This is a genomic window from Paenibacillus sp. PL91 (assembly GCF_012935325.2).
GTDB lineage: Bacteria > Bacillota > Bacilli > Paenibacillales > Paenibacillaceae > Pristimantibacillus.
The window spans coordinates 531,636-552,966 of record NZ_JABBYG020000001.1 but is presented as its reverse complement, the minus strand read 5'-3'; the positions used below and the strand labels follow the sequence as shown (position 1 = coordinate 552,966).

Annotated in this window: 22 protein-coding genes and 1 pseudogene; 2 read left to right on the top strand and 21 right to left on the bottom strand. The window is 47.2% G+C overall.

Annotation, left to right across the window (positions count from 1 at the left end; genetic code table 11):
* Window positions 1–39: 39 nt before the first annotated feature.
* The 20 genes and pseudogenes from HI950_RS02635 to HI950_RS02550 form a co-directional block, all read right to left on the bottom strand.
* Window positions 40–396 carry a DoxX family protein gene (locus HI950_RS02635; RefSeq protein ID WP_223285075.1) on the bottom strand — a complete coding sequence of 119 codons (357 nt, stop codon included), beginning with the start codon at window positions 394–396 and terminating at the stop codon, window positions 40–42.
* A 216-nt stretch (window positions 397–612) separates the two neighbouring features.
* A complete protein-coding gene (locus tag HI950_RS02630) occupies window positions 613–1,797 on the bottom strand; it encodes a M20 metallopeptidase family protein (protein ID WP_169081720.1) in 1,185 nt (394 codons plus the stop codon).
* Window positions 1,790–2,707 carry an L-serine ammonia-lyase, iron-sulfur-dependent, subunit alpha gene (gene sdaAA / locus HI950_RS02625; protein WP_169081721.1) on the bottom strand — a complete coding sequence of 306 codons (918 nt, stop codon included), beginning with the start codon at window positions 2,705–2,707 and terminating at the stop codon, window positions 1,790–1,792. Before sdaAA ends, HI950_RS02630 begins: the two co-directional genes overlap by 8 nt.
* On the bottom strand, window positions 2,704–3,384 hold the full coding sequence (sdaAB, locus tag HI950_RS02620) for an L-serine ammonia-lyase, iron-sulfur-dependent subunit beta (RefSeq protein WP_169081722.1): 681 nt from the start codon (window positions 3,382–3,384) through the stop codon (window positions 2,704–2,706). The genes sdaAA and sdaAB overlap by 4 nt, the downstream gene beginning before the upstream one ends.
* 17 nt (window positions 3,385–3,401) lie before the next feature.
* Window positions 3,402–4,469, bottom strand: coding sequence for a dihydrodipicolinate synthase family protein (locus tag HI950_RS02615; RefSeq protein WP_169081723.1), 1,068 nt, complete (start codon window positions 4,467–4,469; stop codon window positions 3,402–3,404).
* Between the two features lie 3 nt (window positions 4,470–4,472).
* Window positions 4,473–5,489 (bottom strand): NAD-dependent epimerase/dehydratase family protein, encoded by a 1,017-nt coding sequence (locus HI950_RS02610; protein WP_169081724.1) that lies wholly within the window; start codon window positions 5,487–5,489, stop codon window positions 4,473–4,475.
* Between the two features lie 125 nt (window positions 5,490–5,614).
* A complete protein-coding gene (locus HI950_RS02605) occupies window positions 5,615–6,970 on the bottom strand; it encodes a GGDEF domain-containing protein (protein WP_169081725.1) in 1,356 nt (451 codons plus the stop codon).
* A gap of 375 nt (window positions 6,971–7,345) precedes the next feature.
* Complete coding sequence (locus HI950_RS02600) at window positions 7,346–7,651, bottom strand: hypothetical protein (RefSeq protein WP_169081726.1); 306 nt, start codon at window positions 7,649–7,651, stop codon at window positions 7,346–7,348.
* 214 nt (window positions 7,652–7,865) lie between these two features.
* Window positions 7,866–8,858 (bottom strand): Gfo/Idh/MocA family protein, encoded by a 993-nt coding sequence (locus HI950_RS02595; protein ID WP_169081727.1) that lies wholly within the window; start codon window positions 8,856–8,858, stop codon window positions 7,866–7,868.
* Window positions 8,859–8,899: 41 nt separating this feature from the next.
* Window positions 8,900–9,859, bottom strand: a complete 960-nt coding sequence (locus HI950_RS02590) for an acetylxylan esterase (RefSeq protein ID WP_169081728.1) — start codon at window positions 9,857–9,859, stop codon at window positions 8,900–8,902.
* Window positions 9,860–9,879: 20 nt separating this feature from the next.
* Complete coding sequence (locus HI950_RS02585; RefSeq protein ID WP_169081729.1) at window positions 9,880–10,788, bottom strand: Gfo/Idh/MocA family protein; 909 nt, start codon at window positions 10,786–10,788, stop codon at window positions 9,880–9,882.
* Between the two features lie 51 nt (window positions 10,789–10,839).
* Window positions 10,840–11,160 (bottom strand): annotated as a pseudogene (locus HI950_RS02580) (discoidin domain-containing protein); the annotation flags it as partial.
* Entirely contained in the window at window positions 11,090–11,443 is a 354-nt protein-coding gene (locus HI950_RS36340; protein ID WP_262985651.1) for a hypothetical protein, read from the bottom strand. The gene HI950_RS36340 and the pseudogene HI950_RS02580, both read right to left, overlap by 71 nt.
* Window positions 11,440–11,604 (bottom strand): hypothetical protein, encoded by a 165-nt coding sequence (locus HI950_RS02575; protein WP_262985650.1) that lies wholly within the window; start codon window positions 11,602–11,604, stop codon window positions 11,440–11,442. The genes HI950_RS36340 and HI950_RS02575 overlap by 4 nt, the downstream gene beginning before the upstream one ends.
* 37 nt (window positions 11,605–11,641) lie before the next feature.
* Window positions 11,642–11,776 carry a hypothetical protein gene (locus HI950_RS36335; RefSeq protein ID WP_262985649.1) on the bottom strand — a complete coding sequence of 45 codons (135 nt, stop codon included), beginning with the start codon at window positions 11,774–11,776 and terminating at the stop codon, window positions 11,642–11,644.
* Window positions 11,777–11,989: 213 nt separating this feature from the next.
* Entirely contained in the window at window positions 11,990–13,600 is a 1,611-nt protein-coding gene (locus tag HI950_RS02570) for a response regulator transcription factor (protein ID WP_169081730.1), read from the bottom strand.
* Between the two features lie 28 nt (window positions 13,601–13,628).
* Window positions 13,629–15,353 carry a cache domain-containing sensor histidine kinase gene (locus HI950_RS02565; protein WP_169081731.1) on the bottom strand — a complete coding sequence of 575 codons (1,725 nt, stop codon included), beginning with the start codon at window positions 15,351–15,353 and terminating at the stop codon, window positions 13,629–13,631.
* A 156-nt stretch (window positions 15,354–15,509) separates the two neighbouring features.
* A complete protein-coding gene (locus HI950_RS02560) occupies window positions 15,510–16,397 on the bottom strand; it encodes a carbohydrate ABC transporter permease (RefSeq protein ID WP_169081732.1) in 888 nt (295 codons plus the stop codon).
* A 30-nt stretch (window positions 16,398–16,427) separates the two neighbouring features.
* Window positions 16,428–17,387 carry an ABC transporter permease gene (locus tag HI950_RS02555; RefSeq protein WP_223285074.1) on the bottom strand — a complete coding sequence of 320 codons (960 nt, stop codon included), beginning with the start codon at window positions 17,385–17,387 and terminating at the stop codon, window positions 16,428–16,430.
* Window positions 17,388–17,474: 87 nt separating this feature from the next.
* Window positions 17,475–19,091, bottom strand: a complete 1,617-nt coding sequence (locus HI950_RS02550; RefSeq protein ID WP_169081733.1) for a type 2 periplasmic-binding domain-containing protein — start codon at window positions 19,089–19,091, stop codon at window positions 17,475–17,477.
* Between the two features lie 365 nt (window positions 19,092–19,456).
* On the opposite strand from HI950_RS02550, the gene HI950_RS02545 reads away from it, so the two are divergent.
* Window positions 19,457–19,570 (top strand): sporulation protein YjcZ, encoded by a 114-nt coding sequence (locus tag HI950_RS02545; protein ID WP_169083124.1) that lies wholly within the window; start codon window positions 19,457–19,459, stop codon window positions 19,568–19,570.
* A 131-nt stretch (window positions 19,571–19,701) separates the two neighbouring features.
* Window positions 19,702–19,869, top strand: a complete 168-nt coding sequence (locus HI950_RS02540; RefSeq protein ID WP_169081734.1) for a hypothetical protein — start codon at window positions 19,702–19,704, stop codon at window positions 19,867–19,869.
* A gap of 162 nt (window positions 19,870–20,031) precedes the next feature.
* Here HI950_RS02540 and HI950_RS02535 read toward each other — a convergent pair whose 3' ends face one another.
* On the bottom strand, window positions 20,032–21,195 hold the full coding sequence (locus HI950_RS02535; RefSeq protein WP_169081735.1) for an MFS transporter: 1,164 nt from the start codon (window positions 21,193–21,195) through the stop codon (window positions 20,032–20,034).
* Between the last annotated feature and the right edge of the window lie 136 nt (window positions 21,196–21,331).

Genomic DNA, 21,331 nt, shown 5'->3' with positions numbered 1-21,331 from the left:
ATTATCTGTTCGGATAAGGAGAGATTAGTTGCATAAGCCTTATCCAAACAATGCATTCCAATTCATAATTAGGACAATTAAGGATAGTACTATCAAAATGATGGGCATACCCGTTTTAGATGCCGGATCCTTGATTCGTAAATGCGTAACTATTGCTCCAGCCATAATAATGACTAGCAATATTCCAGCGATAGCAGCGAGCATGTCGTTCCAAATTCCTGATATGATGAGTACGGCACCGCCTATTTCGAGCAAGCCTGTTACTATTCTAAACCATTGTGGCAAGCCATAACGCTTAAATTCATCAATCATTTGCTTGGACCCGAGCTTTGAAGCTCCAAACACCAAAAAACCTAAACCCAAAATCACTTGAAGCACAATCGATACCATATTCATTTTATCTCACTCCTTCATATTTTCCTACAAATAGATATACTATTTTTATATATCTTATAATTAGGATATTTTTATCCTAACATTAGAGTAATTCGCTGTCAATCACTTTCGTTTATTCGAGAAAAAAAAAGCCCCCTAACCGCTTGGGTCAGTGGGCATTCGTATTTTCTCGATATGACTTCAATAAGCCATTTCAACTGTAGTTTATTCAAATGCTCATCCTAAACGATTAATCGCTATTCCCGCCAGCAAGGAAGCGCCAAATGGCAGACAATCCTCGTTAATCGAATACTTCGGATGATGCAGTCCATAAGCTTGCTCCGCGCCGGTTGCCGGTCCTGAACCGAGCCAGAAGAAGCATCCTTTCACATGCTGAAGATAAACAGAGAAATCTTCTCCTGCAAGGACAGGAGCGGCTTCAATACGGTTGTCTCGGCCTAAAATCAGATCAATCGTACCCTCGACATGTTGGACCTGATCATCATGATTGGTCAATACCGGAACCTGCTGCGTATAGCGGAGCTCTGCTTTGCAGCGGTATGCCTCAGCCGTTTGATTGATTATCCTTTGCAGCCTTGCAGGCAAGTCCATTTGGACGCTGCGGGAGAACGTTCTAACCGTACCGGTCAATTCAACCTGATTGGGAATGACATTGTAAGAAGCGCCTCCGTGTATGCTTCCTATGCTAAGCACTACCGGATCAAACGGCGAGATTTCTCGGCTGACCGCCGATTGGAGTGACATAATGATTGCCGAAGCGGCAACAATCGGATCGACGCATTGATCGGGAATGGCGCCGTGCCCGCCCTTTCCCCAAATAGTCAGTTCAAACCGATCGACCGAGCCCATTAAAGCGCCGTACCGAGTGGCTGCCTTCCCAGCAGGCAGCGTAGGTAGATTGTGGAGACCATATATTTCGTCGATACCTTCCAGCACGCCTTGTTCAACCATCGCCTTAGCACCCGCGTTTATTTCTTCGGCGGATTGGAAGATAAGCCGGACGCTGCCGGCCAGCTGATTTTTCCTCTCCGATAACAGTTTGGCCGCTCCATACAACATTGCGGTATGTGCATCGTGTCCGCAGGCATGCATCTTCCCTGGAATGAAAGAAGCGTAAGGAAGATCGGTTTCCTCTTGGATCGGCAGCGCATCCATATCCGCCCGGAGAGCAATTCTTGGTCCCGGTCTGTCTCCTGCTAGATCAGCGATGAGACCATGCCCGCCAATGCCTCTTTGCACTTCGAGGCCTAACCCTTGCAGTAACTCAGCAGCAGTGTTTGATGTTTCTTCTTCCTCCAAGCTAAGCTCTGGATTCTGGTGAAGCTTCCTTCGTAATTCGATTAACTCGCGTTCGATTGCTCTGGCCGCAGGAAGGAGATCACGTATGGCCTTATTAGTCATCTTCCTCCTCCTTCACTTCAGCAGAAGAGTTCTTTCTATCTTTGGCCAACTGCTGAATGATTTGTTTGCCAGTCGGCGTCTGCGCCAACCCGCCTCCAGCCGTTTCGCGGTGAATTTCCGGCATCGCGCTCCCGACTTCGAGCATAACTTGTATGACCTCGTCCGAGGGAATGACGCTTCTTACGCCTGCAAGCGCCATATCGGCGGCGGCTAGTGCATTAACTGCCCCAAAACCATTGCGGACAATACACGGAATTTCCACCAAGCCGCCAACCGGATCGCAAATCAGGCCAAGCGTGTTTTTTAACGCCAGACCGACTGCGTGAACCGCCTGTGCTGGCGTCCCTCCTTTCAGTTCAACGAGAGCACCCGCTGCCATGCCGATTGCAGAGCCGATCTCAGCCTGACAGCCGCCTTCTGCTCCGGATATAAAGGAGTTGTTCGCGATGACATAGCCTATTGCTCCGGCACAGAACAATCCGTTTACCATATGATCGTCATCCCAGCCAAACCGCTCCTGGCTGCTGACGAATACGCCGGGAATGACGCCGCAAGATCCGGCAGTCGGCGTAGCGACGATACGCCCCATTGAGGCATTCACTTCAGATACCGCAAGCGCGTATGCCATTGCTGATCCAGCGAACGGCTCCAAAGAAGCATCTGGCAACCGCGTATACGTATACACGCGTTTCGCGTCACCGCCAGTCAAGCCGCTGCGGGACGTTTTTTCCGAAGAGATTCCTTTCACTACGGCATCCTTCATGATGCCGTAATACTTCTTCATTTTGTCCCATTCCTGCTCCTCCGTCCGCCCGGATTCCCTTGCCTGATCCTCCAGCATGATCCGGTAGATCGGCTTGCCTTCATTTACGCATACGACCGCCAATTCCTTTAACGTGCTGAATCTCAAAGCGGGACACCACCATTCAAATCGATGTAATTAAGGCTATTCACATAATCCAGCTGATTGATCTTCGCAAGCAGGTCCTCCCGTAATTCTCCATCCGTCTCGATGACGGTCGCGGCTTGCCCGAGCCTGCCTTTACGGTCCACATCCATATAGCCAATATTGACATTGGCATCGCTCAGCAGCCTCGTGATGTTCGCAAGCACGCCGGAATGGTCGAGATGGTAAACGATTAGAGTCGGATAATTGGCGGTAAATTTGAGATCAAAACCGTTTACTTCCACCACTTCGATATTGCCGCCGCCAATGGAGCAGCCTGTCATCTGAGAACGCCTCGTTCCCGAAAGCAGCTTGATCGTCAAGGTGTTCGGATGAACGGCAGGCCCGCTGCCCGTCTGAAAAGTAACCTTCATCCCAAGCGAATCGGCGAGCTCCAGCGAATCTGGAATCCGCTCGTCATCCGTATCGAACTGTAGCAGTCCCGCAATTACCGCTAAATCTGTTCCGTGGCCGCTGTAAGTAGCTGCCAAAGAGCCATAGAATAATATATCTGCTTGCTCAGGCTGTTCACCGAACAACCCGCGCGCCACTCTTCCTAATCGAACAGCACCCGCCGTATGCGAGCTAGAAGGTCCGATCATGCCAGGCCCAATGATGGAAAACACATCCTTAAAACGCATATCACATTCAATACCTCCTATGAAAGCCAGCTGGACAGATGTTCCTTAACAAATGCGTCGTCGTTCAAATGAGGATAGTCACAGTATATCCGATCGATTTCTTCGCTCTGTCCTTCAGAGAGCGCTTCATGTGGATTCAGGCACCATGTCCCTCTTAGAAGACCTTGCCTGCGAAGCACTTCATGAATGCCTGGAATACAGCCGGCGAAGCTGTGAGCCGGATCGAAGAAAGCGGCATTGGTGTCGGTCACTTCGATATTGCGGGTCAGCCATTCCGGCGAGATGCTCTCCTGAATGCGTGCCCGTTTAATGTCCTCCAGCAATTCCACCGCTTTATTCGTCCAGACCGCCCAGTGTCCAAGGAGTCCTCCAACGATTCTTTTTTCCACAAGCTTGCCCTGAACTTGAAATCGGTAGACCGTTAATAAGTCGTTGATAATGTTATCATCATTGCCCGTATACAATGCGATTTCATCTCTACGTTCCGAGTAACAAACCGCTCGGACGACATCGATCGTCTGGTAACGGTTAAATGGCGCCATCTTGATCGCCACCACACCGGGAATATTTGCGAATGCCCGCCAGAAATCAAAGCTGAACACTTTGCCTCCAACTGAAGGCTGCAAATAAAAGCCGATAACGGGAATGACCTCCGCCACCTTCTCCGTCCGCTTCAAAATAGCTGCTTCCGACAAGTCTTGCAGCCCTCCCATGCTAAGAAGGCCAGCCTCGTACCCTAACCCCGCCGATATTTCAGCTTCTTGAAGCGCTTGTTCTGTAGGCCCGCAAATGCCGGCCACCCGTATGAAAGGTCGCTTAAGCTTCTCCCTGTCTACCTCTTCAGCAGCAAGCTGAAGCACCTTCTCATATAAACCAAACTTCGGGTCGCGGATTTCGAATTGTGTAGAATGTACGCCGACGGCGACCCCGCCCGCGCCAGATGCCATATAATAGCGGGTTAATGCCCTTTGGTGCCCTTCATCTAAGTGGCGATTCTCGTCAAGCGCCAGCGGATGAGCCGGTATGACCAGCCCGTCATGAAGCGCGCGCATTTGCACGTTTGACAATCCTTTAGAGTGGCTCATCGCTTAAAACTTCCCCTTTCTCTCTTGGAAATGAGTAGGTTTGTTTAACGTTGATCCGCCAGCCTCTACCCATTCAGCCACCCAATCGATCATTTGCAGAAGTGACACGCGGGGATACCCGAATAGCTGATGACATTTCGATGCATTGTTGAGCAGTGCATTTTCGGCTTCAATCCCTTCGAATTCAGGCTCAGTGCCGAATCGTTTGCCGAATTCCTCAGCAGCCCAGCGTATCGACATCGTCTCCGGTCCCGTAACGTTCAGGAAGTTTACTGGAGACTCGCAAGCGAGCAAGGAACGGATGGCCATTTCATTGGCATCCCCCTGCCAGATGACATTCGCATGGCCCATCGTCAAATTGATCGCTTTACCGGCTTTGACCGATTTAGCAATTTCCAGCAAAACGCCATAACGCATATCGATAGCATAGTTTAGCCTATAAATAACCATTGGAATCGCATATTGCTTAGAAAAGTGTTCAAATATTCGTTCTCTCCCCAAGCAAGATTGACCATATTCTCCAATCGGCGATGGCGCCACCGATTCGCTTGCGCCTCCGTAACCTACTGGCGTAAACGGATAAACGTTGCCGGAGGAGAATACGACGATACGAGAATTCCGATACTTCTCAGCAACTCTGCCGGGAAGGTAAGCGTTCATTGCCCATGTAAAAGATTCATTGCCGGTCGTTCCGAATTTATTGCCAGCCATATAAATGACGTTTTTAACGTCTGGTAAGCTTTGCAGCTTCTCATCGTCAAACAAATCGCAAGCAATCGTCTCGATCCCTTCTGCCTCCAGCTGCTCCTGCAGACCTTGCTCCGAGAAACGGGACACTCCGATCACTTTTTTATTGACTCCCGCTATTTTGATCGCATTCATTAGCAGTCTTGCCAAACTCGGACCCATTTTTCCGCCTACGCCTAATAGGAGAATATCTCCATCTATTTCCTTCATATCTTTCACGAGTGCTTCGGAGGGCTCAGCCAGCTTGGCCTCCAGTTCTTCTATCGTTCTCATTGTCCAAGATCTCCCTTCTAAATGTGAGGATATCTTCATCATAGTATCCATACTGTTAAAAGACAAATCTTTAAATTGTCCATAAATAAATGGAAAAAGCTCAAGCTTAAGCTTATCCCACCACCTTAACTCCCTACCTTATCCTCCAGAAAAGAAAGCCGAAAAATTTGGCGCGGCCTGCCTTTTGGAACCTTCTCTACTCCCGCTATTCGTACCAAATCATGATCAATCCATTGCAGGACTAACCGATGCGTGCTCCTTACGGTAATATCAAGTATCGCGGCCAGCTCGTGCACCATGTAATCCGTTCTTCCATTCCGAGCCACTTGAGCAAGCAATTTGCTCAAATAAACAGAGGTCATCCCTGCATCCTCAGCCTTCTTGATTAATCCTGCATCGGTCATCGTCAACACATACTCCAGCGGATCAGCCATCGCGAGCGGTCCAATCAACGTTTTATCCTCCCGGACAATAAAGCATGTGTCTCCGCCTGCTTCTTTCGATTTGCGAAGAGCAGCTCTTGCATGCGTGCCCGCTTCATTTGCAGAACGTCCAAAGCCGATGCCGATGCTAAGAGACAAACCGAATTTCTGATAAGCATGCCTGCCAAGCGGAATTGATTTATACCCGCCGGTCTCCCTCTCGAATATGCCCCGTGTCGTAAAAAATAAATATTCATCCCCGCCGAGATGGGTTAAATAACCGTCCAACGATTCGACATAGTCGAGCAGCATCCGGTGGATGTCCAGCTTGAATCTCTGAACCTCATGCTCCGAGGTATGCGTATGGATTCTTTTCTCAAAATGATCGAAGTTAAGGAGACCTACGACAATTTGCGCTTCCTTGCTTTGCCTCGTTTCCGTCGACAACAATGCGCGCTCCAAAGCAACCGTAATATTTTGATCGGTTGGTATAATCCATTCATTCGGAATGCCTAATTTAGTCAGCGCCTCCGAAACCGATCCTTCAGCTGTCATCGCCGCTTCGCAGGCCCCAGACTCGTACAGACGTTGGTGGAATGCGATTAACGCTTCGCGGGTTGGATATGAGGAGCCGTCAAAATGCGTTGTTTTGATACGTGATTCATTGATTTCCTTTAATGACATGGCTACCATTTGTTTCCCCAAAGTGTCGATGGAAACGCGCAGCGACTTTTCTGGCCCTAGCGCATTCTTCATTCGAGACAACGCCCTATATAAGCTGGTATCCGTTAAAGGCACATGATGCAGTGCCACCTTCAAGCTCGTTTCTTCCCTTATTCTATGGTAGGGCATCGGACCGGATACGAGAATCGCTTCTACGTCGCCCGCGATTTCCTCTGCAAGCCTCGGGACATCATCTTCATTCCCGTAAACCTTCGGAATCGGACGGAAAGAAGGAAAAGATTTAAGGACATTTAGCATCCGCTTCACTAAGGCGTTTGGACCTATAATACCGATAGATATACCTTTTTCAACGTTTGAGTCGTTCATATTTTGCATGGAAAACCTCCACCGTTATTTACAGACATCATCTCTAATAAGTCTTTTAAGAAGCATAGCATGAACAATCATTCAGGAGCAACTTAACTAAAAAGTCAGCCCAGCTTGTGTCTGATCACATTCACCTAAACAAAAACTCGAGGACCATGGATTGGCCCTCGAGTTATTAAAGCTTCTACAATCTTATAATTGAAAAACAACTGTAGCGTTTGTGCTGATGTTGTTTACCAATTCTTTGTTGGTTCCCCCATAGGTCATTCCAAACGTATAAGTGCCAGACAGTAACTCCTTGCTGACCTCGCCTGCTGTCGTACTGCCAATCGTCCGCCAGCTGCCTGCATAGTAGCTTGCCGTACCGCTGTCGAGCGGGTTGCCTTATTCCCATCCCGGCGTAACCGGAATCTTCTGGCTGCGCAGCGTAACAGAATTCGTGTTGCTCGGATCTGCCAGCTTTACGCTATAAGTGCCGCTGTGCGCGAGGTACGTGGATGAAGTCACGTCCCCGTTAATGATGGACCACTTGGCCGGCTTTCCTGCAGCAACCTCTTCAAATCCGCTGTTTGGGAGAAGCGCGAGCGGGTTTGCATTTGTTTGGATAGGCGAAATCGTTAATCCTGAAAGCAGCATGGCAAAACTCAAAAAAACGGCGAAGCACTGTGAAGCTCTTAATCTACTCATCATTCATTCCCTCCTCATTCGATTGGGTGAAATCGACAAATAAAGCGCTTACATTAAATGCCTGCTTTCATTATAAAAGCCATAGGATGGCCAAAATAGGCATCCGTTTCAACAAATTGTCCACTATTTCAATACTTTTTCAAAAAAAACGACGAAGAGGCTATCCCCAAGATTCGATAGACCTTAAGGATAACCTCTCTTTATTAGACATTTGCATTTAACGATGAAGAATCTGCAATGTACCCGTTTCTGCGGAACGGTATGCCGCTTCTAGCGCTGCTATAACTTGACGGGCATATTCTGGCGTGCAGCTCGCTTCGCAATCACTCTCTATCGCCGAAAGCAGGTCGGCATATTGCAATTCGAAGGGAGCTGCCGCTTGCGCAGGCTCAAGCTTCTCATAGCTTCCGCCCCTGCTTATCCATAGACTCTCACCCGTTGCTAGCTTCAACATGCCTTCCGTAAAAATAATTTCCGTTTCATTGCGCGCTGCACCCAAATATCCGGATTGAACAATCGTTGCAGGTATCCCGTCGTCCAGCTCCATATAAATCATGACGCTGCCCTCTACGTTTCCCCTGCGACCATGAAAGCTAGCAGATGCGCTTATTTTTTGGACCGTACGATCCGTCAGCCACTGAATTTTATCAATAGAATGTGTACCTAAATTAGCTAGAATGCCGCCGCCTGATTTGTCTTTCTCGAGAAACCACTGCGGACGCGAGTCGTTGAAATAGTCCGTATGTCTGACATCATGTATCATGACAAGCTTGCCTAATTCACCGCTTTGGATAATGTTCTTGGCAAGTATATTTTCAGCTATATAATGCTGGGTATGTCCGACCAAAATCCGAATGCCCGCTTGGCGTCCCGCTTCGATAATCGCATCGCATTCCGCAACGGATATAGCCATCGGCTTCTCCAGCATCAAGTGGCAGCCATGCCCTGCTGCATATACGGCCGACTCTTTATGCAGATCATGAGGCAGCGCAATTACCGCTACATCCGGTTTTTCCTGTGCAATCATTTCCTTGTAATCGCAATAAGGCTGTATTTCGTAGAGGCCGGCGATTTCTCTTGCCTTATCCAAATGGATATCTGCAACGGCGCATGCCGAAAATCCCTCCGTTGCCCGGATCGCGTCAAAATGCTGATTGGCAATCGCGCCCGCTCCAAGCACCGCTACTCGCAATTCTTTCGATACCATCATCGCTTCATCCTTCACCAGCTTTAAAAGATAGACCGCTGCTTTTATAGTCCGAGCATAAAAGTAATGATATTGTCCTGAAGCCCGGGAAGACCCTCATGTCCAAAGTCAGGATAAATCTCCAAACGTTTATTCGAGGTGATCTTGTTATACGCAGCAAACTGAGTGGAAGGCGGACAAATGCTATCCATTAAGCCAACACCCATCAACACCTCGCCTTTAATGCGCGACGCCAAAAACTGATTATCGATATAACCTAGCCTCGTAAAAATTTCTTCCTCTTTTTTGTGCTGCGGATCAAAAGAACGGAAAAAAGTACTAAGCTCTAAATAAGCATCCTTGGCCTGATCCATCTCCCATACCCGTTTGTAGTCGCATAAGAACGGAAAAACAGGAGCTAGCTTTTTGATTCTCGGCTCAAGAGCAGCACATGCGAGTGTAAGTCCGCCGCCTTGAGAGGCTCCGGTAACCCCCACACGATCCGCATCCACCTCGGGCAGCTCCATCACAATTCCCGCCAGCTGCGCCGTATCCAAAAAGATATGCCGAAACAGCAGGTTATCGGGTGTATCGTTCAACCCGCGAATAATGTGGCCGTTAAACGTTGTCCCTTTTATTCCGCCCGTATCCTCCGATGTTCCGCCTTGCCCGCGGCAGTCCATCGCTATGACAGAAAATCCGAGCGAAGCATAAATGAGTTTGTCGTTCCAGTCCCCTGCGTGGCCCTTATAGCCATGAAACTGAATGATTGCCGGATGAGGCTGCGCTATATTTTTTGGCCGCACATATTTTGCATGAATGCGGGCTCCCCGAACGCCTGTAAAATATAAATCGAAACAATCCGCAAACGGCACTTGAAAATCGCTTTCTACCAGCTCAACATTCGCTTCAACCGATTTCATCTCATCCAGCGCGCGACTCCAGTATTCCTCAAAATCTGCTGGCTTCGGATTGCGGCCGGCATACTGCGTTAATTGCTCTAATGGCATATCCAAGAGTGGCATCAGGTTCACTTCTCCTTTTATTATAAAAATACCGTTTGACCGGATTCACGGCTTTCATTGGCTGCTTCCATGAACCGAATGATCTGCAGCGTCTCTTCTAAATCTATGTCAGGCGTTCCTGTCATAAACATTTGCATGATATGTTCCAAAAGACTGGCGTAATACGGTTTCGGATGTTTATAAACATCGATGAACTGAGTTCGAGATTCCCTATGCAGCAAGGCGCCAAATTGATCATTTCCTTTGCGGTTGCCGCGAATCGTGCCGATCTTTCCGTTTTCCCATACGCCGCTAATGAAATCATGCTCCTCATTGGAAACGGCTATAACCTGCTTGCAGCCTTTTCCCAGCGTTTTATAAAGCATTTCAACCGTATGCACGCCATACCAGAATAGACCCGGCTGCGTAGGTTGGAATGCCATCGGACCATAACAATCCATACCGATAACGGCGCTATCCTCGTCTTCCATCAACGCCTCCGTCAATGCTTCTGCATAACGCAGCGCAGAGCAGCTCATAAGCGGGACGTCATATTGCCGTGCCAAATCCGCGATTTCCTTCGCATCCGCATAAGAAACAACCAGCGGCTTATCGATAAAAACCGGCTTGCGGCAGGCGGCAATGCGGCGAAATTGTTCCAGGTGAACCCTTCCATCAACCGATTCTAGCAGCATGGCATCGCAATTCTCTGCTACCTCTTCTGGCGAATCGACGATTTTTACATCAAACTGGCTGCGTATCTGCTCCGTAAACCTCTCTATTCGAGAATAGGACAAATGAAAATCTTTTGAGCCCCCTGGAAAAGCAACCGTTACTTCACCACCAGGCACGTGATATGGATGATTCTTATCATTTATCAATGCCGTAAATACAGGAGCATGGGATGTATCAAGACCAATAATGCCAATGCGAAGCTTATTGCCGGACATTTGATTTGAACCCTCCAATCCTTAGCGCTGCTAATTGACGAACGTACAATTTTACATAACTCTCCCAAAAACCTTCACGACATAGAAGCTCGGCAAACCTTTGGATACATGATTCACAGTAATGCGGACGTACCTGATCCCCTTTTCGTGAAATTCGTCGACTCCCTCATCCTGTCCGGTTTGCTTGCGGGAGGCTACTGTTTTCCAGCTCCTATCATCGGAGGATACGTCAACTTGGTAGTCATACCCCGTGTTATCGCTTTCCCAATAAATTTTACTGCCATCCAATTCGTAAAAGCGTTCAAGATCCACCTTCCACCATTGCGGAAGTTCGTCGTTGCCAGCGCTCCAACGCTCGCTCCAGCGATCGGTTAAGCTGTCGCTCGCAGCATAATTGGCGCTGCAGCCAGAAAGCTCCGAGCTCGCTTCCGCCGGTTATTGATTGCAATATCGCTCCACTTTGCCCAGTGTCTTGAAGGCGGCGGTGAAAATATATCCGCCAAATCTGCAGCATATACCGGTTTTGCGGTAGGCGGGGTTTGTATTTTCCCCGGTACATACACGCCTTCGATATAAATTCTACACTTGCTGACTTCAATCCTTCCGACTCTGCATGCAAGGTGATCATTCCTGGTTCCTCAGTGGCACGAATCACGATTCCGATTGCTCCCGCTTCCGCTTTATCGGGTTTGAGCCTACTCTACTGTCTCCATCGCCAATGATTTCAGCAGGTCCAGTCAGGCGGAACGATATTTTGTTGTAAGCGTTCGGAATGATAGTTCCGCTCGCATCTCTTACAAAGGCGTGCACCATCATTAAATCCGAGCCGTCAGCTATAAGCGCAATGCCGCAATCATCCGCCGTTAACGTTAAATAATCGGCTGCGTCCGGCGTCTTGACGGTTTGCGTCTCGGCAACTTTTCAGCTTTCCGCGATGAACGTCATTTTCTACCCTAGGGGTTGCACCCCAATCTTGAATCGTATTCATTCCATACTCCTCTCACTGATAAGCCTGTATGCTAGCAGCATATCTCTTATCATCTTCCATTTGATAACGTTTACTTGACTACAGTATAGAGGCGTTGAAATGGCAAAACTAGCTGACGATTACAAGAAATAGTGGTCAAAATACAGATACGATATCGTTATCGAGTTAAAAAAAACCGTCGGGATTAGCTCATCCTGACGGTTCATACGGCGGTCATACTTGTTTATTCTTATATTGCGTAGGCGTAAAGCCGGTGTAGCTTTTGAACAATTTGCAAAAATAACGATAGTCGGATATGCCCACAGCGCCCGAAACCTCGTATATTTTCATCGTGGTCCGCTCGAGCAGCTCGCTCGCTTTTTCCATCCGCACCCTGTTCATATATTCCGAGAAGTTCTCGCCAACCTCCTGCTTGAACATCTGTCCCGCATAAGAGGGATGCAATTGAACGAGCTTCGCAAGCTCCGACACCTGAACATCCTCCTTGTAATGCTCATGAATATAGCGGCACATCCACTGGATTTCCTTGCGAACGGCAGCAGGCGGATGAAGCCGTTTGCTTAGCCACTCATGGATGGCTTGATTGGTTTCCGTCCACCAGCTGCAATAATCCGTCCACGTCTCCAGTCGTTCGATTCCGCTTATTCGTGTGATAACCGATTCCGGCAGGTTGACCAGCTCACGATTGAACATCTGTCTCGTTAATCGAAGCAGATCTGCCGGATTAATAAATGGATCGGAGAGCTTCGTCATCATTGACACGCTTTCTTGATACGCTTCCAGATTCTCGCGCTGCAAAGCTTTGACCACAGCAGCAATCCGCTCTCTAGACAGCTCTGGATCGAGACGACGAAAAGCGATCGCATTTTTGCTGACAATAGCTGATTCCGGTTTATAGAAATAAGAGGCCAGACCGTCCAGCCCTTCTATCATACGATCGGCAACCTGCTTAGCGAGCAATGGCTGCTTTCCAACCTCCAGTACGGGTCCTACATGTATAAAGCACCGCAGCGTATCATTAAACGCTTTTAATTCTTCCAAAACCATTATCGCCAGCTGGTTCAAATGCAGTGTATTCAAAGGCTGCTTGGATCCGATCAATATGCATAACCGTCTTTGCTTAATCGGAAGCACCACAAGCGTTGAGCCAGCGCCTATTTTATGCGGGTTCAATCTCTTTTCCAGCAATTCGCCGATATGTCTTTGCAGTTGAGCGAGCTCATCCTCGGATGATGCGGCCTGCTCTAAGCTGCCAGGCATGCTCCAGCCTAGAGTCAATCCCGCCAAATAACCGTCCATGCCTTCAAACCACGCAAGCGGCATCGAATGTCCATTGGCACTTCCATTCTCCTCCAAAAGTCGTTCCGTCCATTGGCGCTTCCGCGCCCATTCCTTTTCCCTTCCAAGCTGAAGCTGAAGCTCGAGCTTCTGATCGACATCCATCTCCTGTTCGATCTCATCCGCTGCCTTGCGGCAAATACCGAGAATGATGTCAGGTGTCTGTGCAAGCTTTATCAAATAATTGTCTACCCCAAGCTCGATCGCTTGCCTGGCATATTCGAATTCGCTGTATGCAGTCAGAATGATTATCCGTATTCGCGGCCATCTCTTGCGTACATATGCGGCTAATTCCAGTCCACTCATGCCCGGCATCGTAATATCCGTGAGCAGCAAATGCGGCGTTTCTCTCTCTATCATTTTGATCGCTTCTTCAGCTCCCGAAGCCGCTCCAATAAACGCAAACCCCGCATCTGACCAAGGAATGCGCTCGGAGAAACGATCACGCACCCATTTCTCATCATCTACCATCAGAAGCTTCAGCATGGAATTCCCCCTATTTGCTATTCCATTATTACTCTCGCAGCTCGCTTGCCGGAAGAGAAACCGTCACCGTCAGGCCCTCATCCGACTCCGCATGAAAATGCAAACCATACTGATAACCAAACGTCATGCTTAGCCTCTCCTGCACATTGCGCAGCCCCAAATTGTTCAAGCCTTTATTAGGATTAGGAGAAACCGATTCCCTCGTCAGCATGGCCAGCTTTTGCGGATCGATGCCTGGTCCCGTATCAGAAACCTCCAGCAAAATCTTATCTGCCTCCCTGCCTTTAGCCGAAACGATAATATGATTCGTCCCTTTTTTGCTGAGTCCGTAAAAAATACTGTTCTCAACCAGCGTAATCAAAGTCAGCTTCGGAATCGGCGCATTATAGTAGATTTCCGGCACAGCGATGTCCATTTCGAACACGTCTCCGTACCTGAGATTCATAATTTGCACATAGTTTTCTAATTGCTGCAGCTCATCCTCTACGGTAACAATATCTCCGACCTTGTCCGTTGAATATTGCAGCAGCCCCATAAGCGAGCGAATCATGTTGCACATTTCCTCAGTCTGTCCGGTCTCTCCCAAGCAATAAATCGCATTAAGCGTGTTGTTCAGAAAATGAGGATGAATCTGCGACTGCAGCACCTTAAGCTCATGATGCCGCTTCTTCTCCTCAGCTTCCCGCAAGTCATCGAACAACGATTGGATGTTGCCCATCATTCGGTTGAATCCATCGCCAATATGCGTAAATTCATCATTTCGTTTCAGCTTAATCCGGGCCTCGAGCTCGCCGCGTGCCGCAGCCTTGAATTGGCGCGTTATGACCTTCACCGGCTTGCGGATATAATTCGTGATCCATACCGATACGATTATGGCAAGGATGATCGCCATCAATAGAACAAGCACCAGCTGCTGCTTCAGCGATTCCAGCAAAGGAAACGCTTGCGATTCCTCGATTACGGAAAATACGACCCAGTCCCAGCGATTTTGATTGCTGCTAAGCACGGTATAGCTTCCGAACGAAGTGTGAACGGTATTGTACGCCGTCCCGCCAGACTTGGCTAACACCTGCAAATCATCCTTCATTTCCAGATGATCCTGAAACGTCTTCGGATAAGAAAGAAACGTGTTCGTCGACAAATACTCGCCTTGGCCTGTAAACAAATAAATCCGCCGCTGCTCGCCTTGAATAATCTGCGGTCCTGTCAGCGCACTCAAATTCAAATCCATCGCTATGACCCTTTTATCGTCAATTTTTTTGGCGAGAGTAATGACGTCGCGTTCGCTGACCGCACGAGGCGGGCTCCACCAGAAGCCTGTCTTGCTAGTTTGATTTATAATTTCCTCAATGCGCTTTGGGGCTACGAAAAACTGATAGCCGTAGGGAGAGCTGATCCGCACCTTGTCATTTTCGATTAAATAGATACTATGAAGCTGATCCTGATGATAGGTCATAATATCGTCAATTAGCTTCGTGTAGTCGGCTTCGTCCATTTTGTTGTAGAGAACCGGATTGGAGAGAAAGATGAGTTGGCTTTGAAAAGCGTTCATCAACGTCTTGATATAATTTTCAACCTGTACCACAGAGCTCTGAAGCTCTTTTTCGTTGTTTTGCCTGATTGGCTCGAACAGCCGCTGGTAACCGAAGAAAGCGATCACCAAAAATAGTGCGATAACGGATAGAAAGGTTAGTATAAATAGCTTGGTGCTGACGCTGGAAGTGAAGCTTGTGCCGGTTAGCCTGCGAATCATGCAAGATCACTCCCCTATCTTAAGCAGACCTTAAATAAGCTCAAATAAACTTGCACTTATTTCTATTAAACGTAATTATAGCATGGTCATTGCCGGATTGTACCAAAATCTACTGCCGCCCCTAGTACATCTAGAGGGGCAGTTTTCGGCTTTCCTTTACCCCTTAACGGAACCTAGCAGCGCTCCTTTGACAAAATATTTTTGCAGGAAAGGATAGACGATCACGATCGGCAAGGTAGCAACGATAACGACGGCCATCTTGATCGTTTCCGGAGGCAGCGTATCCAAAATAAGCGAATTAACAGACAGCTCCGTGCTGACATTTGGTGCTTGAATCATGCTTCTTAGTACAACCTGCATCGGCATTAGCGTCTTGTCGGAAATATAGAAAATGCCTTTGAAGTATTCATTCCAATGGGTAACGCCATAGAACAAGCCAATCGTAGCCATGATGGGCGCCGATAAAGGAAGAACAATACGAAATAAGGTTGAGATATCGCCACAGCCGTCCACCTTGGCCGCTTCCTCAACTTCAGGCGGAAGGTTTTCAAAATAGGTTTTGACGATCAACAAGTTAAAGGTGGAGACCATGCCGGGAATAATGAGCGCCCAGACTGAGTCGTATAATCCGAGGCTCCGTACTACGATGTAAAGTGGAATAATGCCGCCGCTAAAAATCATCGTGAACACAAGCGCCATAAGGATGAATTGGCGGCCTGGCACCGACTTCTTGGAAAGCGGATAAGCAAGCAGCGTAGTAACAGCCAGATTCAAAGCCGTGCCAACAACCGTTATAAACACAGTAATCTTCAACGCCTGCGGTATGCGCGGGCTTCCGAAGATTTCTTTATAAGCTTGGAATGTAAAATGCTCAGGCCAAACGACGAAGCCGCCATTCTTCATCACTTCGATATAGGGGGTTACCGAGACGATAACTACATAATACAGCGGAAATAAAGTGACAAGGGCAAACAAACCTAGAACCGTATATATGATCGCGTCAGCAATCTTATCGCCTTTCGTTTTTTGGAGTACAAATGACATCTTCGTTCGCCTCCCTTTCCCTGTTGTCGCTTACCATATGCCGGAACCTCCGACTTTCTTGGCCAGTTTGTTGGCACCTAATACAAAGATAAGTCCTACCACCGATTTGAAAACGCCCATAGCTGCCGCTACGCCAAACTCGAGCCGCTCAAAGCCATAACGATAAACCCATGTATCTACGATATCCCCGACTTCATATACCCTCGCATTCAAGAAAATGAAAACCTGGTCGAAGCCCGCATCCAATATCCCGCCAATTTTAATAATCAGCATAAGCACAAATACGTCGCGAATGCCCGGCAGCGTAATATGCCAGAGCTGGCGCCAGCGCCCAGCGCCATCTACGACGGCAGCTTCATAAAGATCCTGGTTGATGGAAGCTAGAGCCGCCAAATAAATGATTGCTCCAAATCCGGTGTTTTTCCAAATTTCCGTCAACACGAGCAAAGGTCTAAAAAAATCGCTATTCGTCAATAAATCGATTTGTCCCCAGCCCATATCGCGCACAAAGGTACTGATCAACCCGGATCCCGGTGCGAGAAACGAGAACACCAGCCCATATACGATGACCCATGATAGAAAATAAGGGCCATAAGTGATCGTCTGAACCAGTTTCTTAAACCAACGAACCCTAACCTCGTTGAGCATAAGAGCTAATATGACATCCGGCACCATGCTTCCTACTATTTTGTATAGGCTGATTAACAGCGTGTTTCTTATAATGGGCAAAAATTCGGGGCTTTCGAAAATAACCTTAAAATTGTTTATTCCCGCCCAAGGACTTCCCCAGATCCCCTTCATCAAGTTATAGTCCTGGAAAGCGATCAAGGTCCCTGCCATTGGAGCATAATGAAACAATATATAGTAGACCAATCCAGGTACCATCATGAGATAGAGCCATCTGTTTCGGTAAAAGCTGCGTAGTTTCGTTGATCTGACCGGATTCGGCACTGTCTGTTTCTTATTCATTGAAGCTATGGTTTCCGCCATCTCCATCTCCTCCTAGCTGTATCTGAGTAGGAAGGCAGAAGGAAACCCATGAATAATCCAGGGTTCCCCTCGATGCCTTAACTATATTTATTGAAAATCGTTAAGCTTCTTGTCTTTCAGAACACTGTTCAACTGCTTGGTGTACTCGGTAAAGATTTCTTTGCCTTTGAATTTGGTCATCAGCTCTTCCCGATATTTAGGCCAGTTTTTACCGCTCTTGTCTTCTAAAATCGCTTTGGCATGGAATTTGCTCATTTCTTTGCGGAAATCTCCAATGTTGATGCCTTCTGGCGGTACCAAGCTCACCGGAGGCAGCGCATTGTGTTTCGGGAAGCCTTCTATCGTCTTCAGGATGGCGCTGTCATGCTCGGAAATGCGGGAATCAATCAGTTCAAATCCAAGCACATTCGGCTCATCCGGTGTAAACGCCGCATATACGTTCAACCAGTTCCCCGCCTTGGCGATATCGGATTCGAAAGCTTCAACATTCAACGTAACCTTGTTGCCTTCCTTCGAATAATGCTTGCCTTCCTGTCCATAGTGCGTGAGCAGGAAGCCCTCTTCGCCTGTAAGCCAGTTCAAGATCTCAAGGGAGCGCGTCACTTTCTCCGGATTTTTATCAGCCGTCGTTTTGCTAATTAGGATCGTGTTTTCGGGAATGCTATATTTCCACATGACAGGCTTATCAAGCGGATATATCGGCTGCCAGTTGGCATCTGGGTTAAGAGCTTTTGTACGGCTTTGCACGCTTGTTACAACGCTTTCCAAAGCGATCGTTTTATCGCCAGGAGAGAAGATCATTCCTACTTTTCCTTGAGATGCTTTATCGAAATGGGCAGGCGTCTTGTTGAGAAACCAGTCCGGATCCACGATCCCGGCTTTATTCCACTCCACCACTTGATCGAGGACACCTTCAACATTAAGGTCTGTCCGGTTATCTACATAGCTGTTGTCAACGATCATGAAATCGGCTACGAAGCCGTTGTTCAACCATTGTGGGAAGTCAAATGGCAAGCTTTGTCCGCTTCCCGCTGCTGTGAAGCCGTACGTATCTTGTTTTTTGTTGCCGTCCGGATCGCCGATCGTGAATTGCGTAAGGACATCCGTCAGTTCTTCAAAGTTTTTAGGCGACTTTAGCCCAAGTTTATCGAGCCAGTCCTGACGGATATACCAGGAAGCATAAGTATTGCGTTGGAAAGGCAGGATGGCACGGAAAAATTTCCCTTGCTGAAGCTGGAAAGCATCTACTTCTTCTTGCGTCACCCACTTGAAATAGTTCGGCATCGTTTCTTTCGTTATGAAGGCTCCCAGATCAGAAGCAATTCCATCCGAGATGTACTTTTGTGATTCCGCACCGCCACTGATAAACAGATCCGGAGCGCTTCCGCCTGCCAGAGTTGCATTGAGCTTGTCATGGTACTCTTTGCCGGCCACCATATAATCCAATTTCAAATCCACATTAAACTTTTCTTCAATTGCTTTTTTTACGAAATCTTTGTCCGCGGAAGGAAGTGTAACATTCGCCAAATTCACTCCCGTGATGGACCAATTCAGGGATAACTTAGCCGGCTTGGCGGGTTCCGTCTCGCTAGGCGTTCCGTTTGTCGTTCCCGGTGCATTTGTCTCTTTGTTATTGCCGTTTGCGTTTGAGCATGCTGTAAGCGCAAACATTGTTGCGAGAGCGAGCAGTAGCATTTTTTTCATTTAATAACCCCTTCCTTATGCTTGAAGTACGTAGCCGCTTCCCTTTGTACGAGGCAAAAGATAACGTTTACTTGAATTTATTTTAGAGCGATTAATCATGCAAAACTAGCTGACGATTACAAGAAATAGTGGTCTTAATACAGAAATAACACTTTTTTTTCACAAAAAAATGTTCGATGCATTGAAATACACGAGCTATTATTCTCAAACCTCTGATTCGCTTCATGACTCCATATATCCTTTTATTCATTTTAGCTGCGTGGGCATATGACCTTGATTAAATGTATACGGTACAAACATCCAATCATCCTTACCCCATTCAGCATAATCTACAGGGTACTCAGTATCAGGGAGGTGAATGTTTAATGTCTGGATTCGTTGGTGGTGCAAATAATAGTATTGGTTTTATCCTTGTCCTCTTTATCTTGCTCGTGATTATCGCTTGTAGCTGTGGAATTGGTGGGTTTGGCGGTTGCTAATAGATGAATAAGCAATAATCCCGCTTTGGGCTAATGACAGTAACCAAATATCTCTGTAACAAACACCCAATCCATTCGATATTCTCTTGCATAAGTTACAGAGTACCCAATACGTAAGGAGGTGCAATGAAATGTCCGGTCAAGTAGGTGGTGCTTTTACAAACCTTGGTGTTATTCTGGTGCTTTTCATATTATTGGTGATTATCGCTTGTAGCTGTGGAGTAGTTGGCGGCAGCTGCGGCGGTTATGGCAACAACGTCGGCGGCGCAGGCGTTGGCCCTTACGGCAAAGGCTACTAATTAAACCACTGAATGTCATCCGTGCATTCAGATTGCACAACTTCTTTTAAATAGAATGCAGAAAAAGACCCATTTTATGGGTCTTTTTCGTTTTATAAAGCATCTATGTTTTATTTAAATGCACGCTTAAGTGGGTAACTTATCAGCTATAGGCATCTCTTTCTAAACAGCTTCGTTACGAACGTTATGCGTTTTCCCGTATATCCGATTTAGGATAAAACCAAACAACATGCCAAGGAAGGACAGCACAGATATCGTTAGATAGAGTGTTTTGGCGCCAAAGGACCCGTAAATAAACCCGCCTAAGTAGGAAGCTAGTATCCCTGATATTCCGAAGAACAGAAGCGCTAGCGCCGTCTGGCCAGTAGCCCGCCATTCTACAGGAACGATGCGATAGAGGTACTGGATAGCCGCTGAATAGAAGATGGGGAAAGTCAGCATTTGCATGATTTGCAAATAAGCCAATACATGCGGATCAGTAATCCAGGCAGATAGAAAAAAACGAATGAAAAAGAAGATAGACGCGAATGAAATGAGCATCATTTCCTTGCCTTTGCGCAGCCACCAGAAGCTTAAAGCAAATACAATAATCTCACTGCCAGCCGCCAAGAAAAAGGACTGTCCAATTAGTTCGGGAGTCCCTCCAAGCTCGCGAATATAAATGCCGAGAAAGGTGTCGTTCATCCGTGCTGGTACCGAACAAACAAAAACAAGCAGAAGAAACATTAGCGTCTCTTTATTGCTCATAAAATGTTTGAGGCTGCTTAAAGTAACCGGCTTCCCTGTAACCGGTACATCTGACATTTTCCAGCTAATAACTAAACTGATGAATCCAATGCCTACAAAGAGCAAGGACAAACTATGTGCGCCGAAATAAGACATAACGTAGCCTGTGAGCAGCGAAGTGACAGCATAACCTAATGCTCCATAAGTACGTATAGATCCATAGCTCACACCGGAAGCTTCGGATATGGAGAAATTAAGGCTCTCCAGCAGCGGGTCGATCGGCATGAGAAAAAAGTACAGAAGCATGGCAAATAATATAAGCATAAAAAAAGTACTGGAGTTGTACAAAAAATAGCCTGTTACGCTTGAGATTAAAACCAACAGGAGGAGTATTTTACGAATCGTCCTCGTTTTATCGCTGATCATGCCCCATAAAGGCTGGGTAATAATCGTTATAAAACCGCCCGTTCCAATAATGAAACCAATTTGTGCAGGCTGTAAGCCCTGTTCGGCAAGGTAGACGGGAAGAAACGTAATAAACATGGAGAGTAGCGCAAAATACAAAAAATTAAAGCTTCGTAACAAATTTAATGCATTCATGAAAGTTAAAGCACCTCAGATGATTTATAGTTTGGTTTGACATCTAATTAGTATATCAGATGAAACTCTGAATTTATCCATGATTCATTCGGAATGTGGATAATTAGAATAAATAAACCATACGATGGAACACTAA

Bases quoted from the DNA above. Each gene is read 5' to 3' on its own strand.
- HI950_RS02635 (WP_223285075.1), bottom strand. From the start codon at position 396: ATGAATATGGTATCGATTGTGCTTCAAGTGATTTTGGGTTTAGGTTTT.
- HI950_RS02630 (WP_169081720.1), bottom strand. From the start codon at position 1,797: ATGACTAATAAGGCCATACGTGATCTCCTTCCTGCGGCCAGAGCAATC.
- sdaAB (WP_169081722.1), bottom strand. From the start codon at position 3,384: ATGCGTTTTAAGGATGTGTTTTCCATCATTGGGCCTGGCATGATCGGA.
- HI950_RS02615 (WP_169081723.1), bottom strand. From the start codon at position 4,469: ATGAGCCACTCTAAAGGATTGTCAAACGTGCAAATGCGCGCGCTTCAT.
- HI950_RS02610 (WP_169081724.1), bottom strand. From the start codon at position 5,489: ATGAGAACGATAGAAGAACTGGAGGCCAAGCTGGCTGAGCCCTCCGAA.
- HI950_RS02605 (WP_169081725.1), bottom strand. From the start codon at position 6,970: ATGCAAAATATGAACGACTCAAACGTTGAAAAAGGTATATCTATCGGT.
- HI950_RS02600 (WP_169081726.1), bottom strand. From the start codon at position 7,651: ATGATGAGTAGATTAAGAGCTTCACAGTGCTTCGCCGTTTTTTTGAGT.
- HI950_RS02595 (WP_169081727.1), bottom strand. From the start codon at position 8,858: ATGATGGTATCGAAAGAATTGCGAGTAGCGGTGCTTGGAGCGGGCGCG.
- HI950_RS02590 (WP_169081728.1), bottom strand. From the start codon at position 9,859: ATGCCACTCTTGGATATGCCATTAGAGCAATTAACGCAGTATGCCGGC.
- HI950_RS02585 (WP_169081729.1), bottom strand. From the start codon at position 10,788: ATGTCCGGCAATAAGCTTCGCATTGGCATTATTGGTCTTGATACATCC.
- HI950_RS02575 (WP_262985650.1), bottom strand. From the start codon at position 11,604: ATGATGGTGCACGCCTTTGTAAGAGATGCGAGCGGAACTATCATTCCG.
- HI950_RS36335 (WP_262985649.1), bottom strand. From the start codon at position 11,776: ATGAATACGATTCAAGATTGGGGTGCAACCCCTAGGGTAGAAAATGAC.
- HI950_RS02570 (WP_169081730.1), bottom strand. From the start codon at position 13,600: ATGCTGAAGCTTCTGATGGTAGATGATGAGAAATGGGTGCGTGATCGT.
- HI950_RS02565 (WP_169081731.1), bottom strand. From the start codon at position 15,353: ATGATTCGCAGGCTAACCGGCACAAGCTTCACTTCCAGCGTCAGCACC.
- HI950_RS02560 (WP_169081732.1), bottom strand. From the start codon at position 16,397: ATGTCATTTGTACTCCAAAAAACGAAAGGCGATAAGATTGCTGACGCG.
- HI950_RS02555 (WP_223285074.1), bottom strand. From the start codon at position 17,387: ATGGCGGAAACCATAGCTTCAATGAATAAGAAACAGACAGTGCCGAAT.
- HI950_RS02550 (WP_169081733.1), bottom strand. From the start codon at position 19,091: ATGAAAAAAATGCTACTGCTCGCTCTCGCAACAATGTTTGCGCTTACA.
- HI950_RS02545 (WP_169083124.1), top strand. From the start codon at position 19,457: ATGTCTGGATTCGTTGGTGGTGCAAATAATAGTATTGGTTTTATCCTT.
- HI950_RS02540 (WP_169081734.1), top strand. From the start codon at position 19,702: ATGTCCGGTCAAGTAGGTGGTGCTTTTACAAACCTTGGTGTTATTCTG.
- HI950_RS02535 (WP_169081735.1), bottom strand. From the start codon at position 21,195: ATGAATGCATTAAATTTGTTACGAAGCTTTAATTTTTTGTATTTTGCG.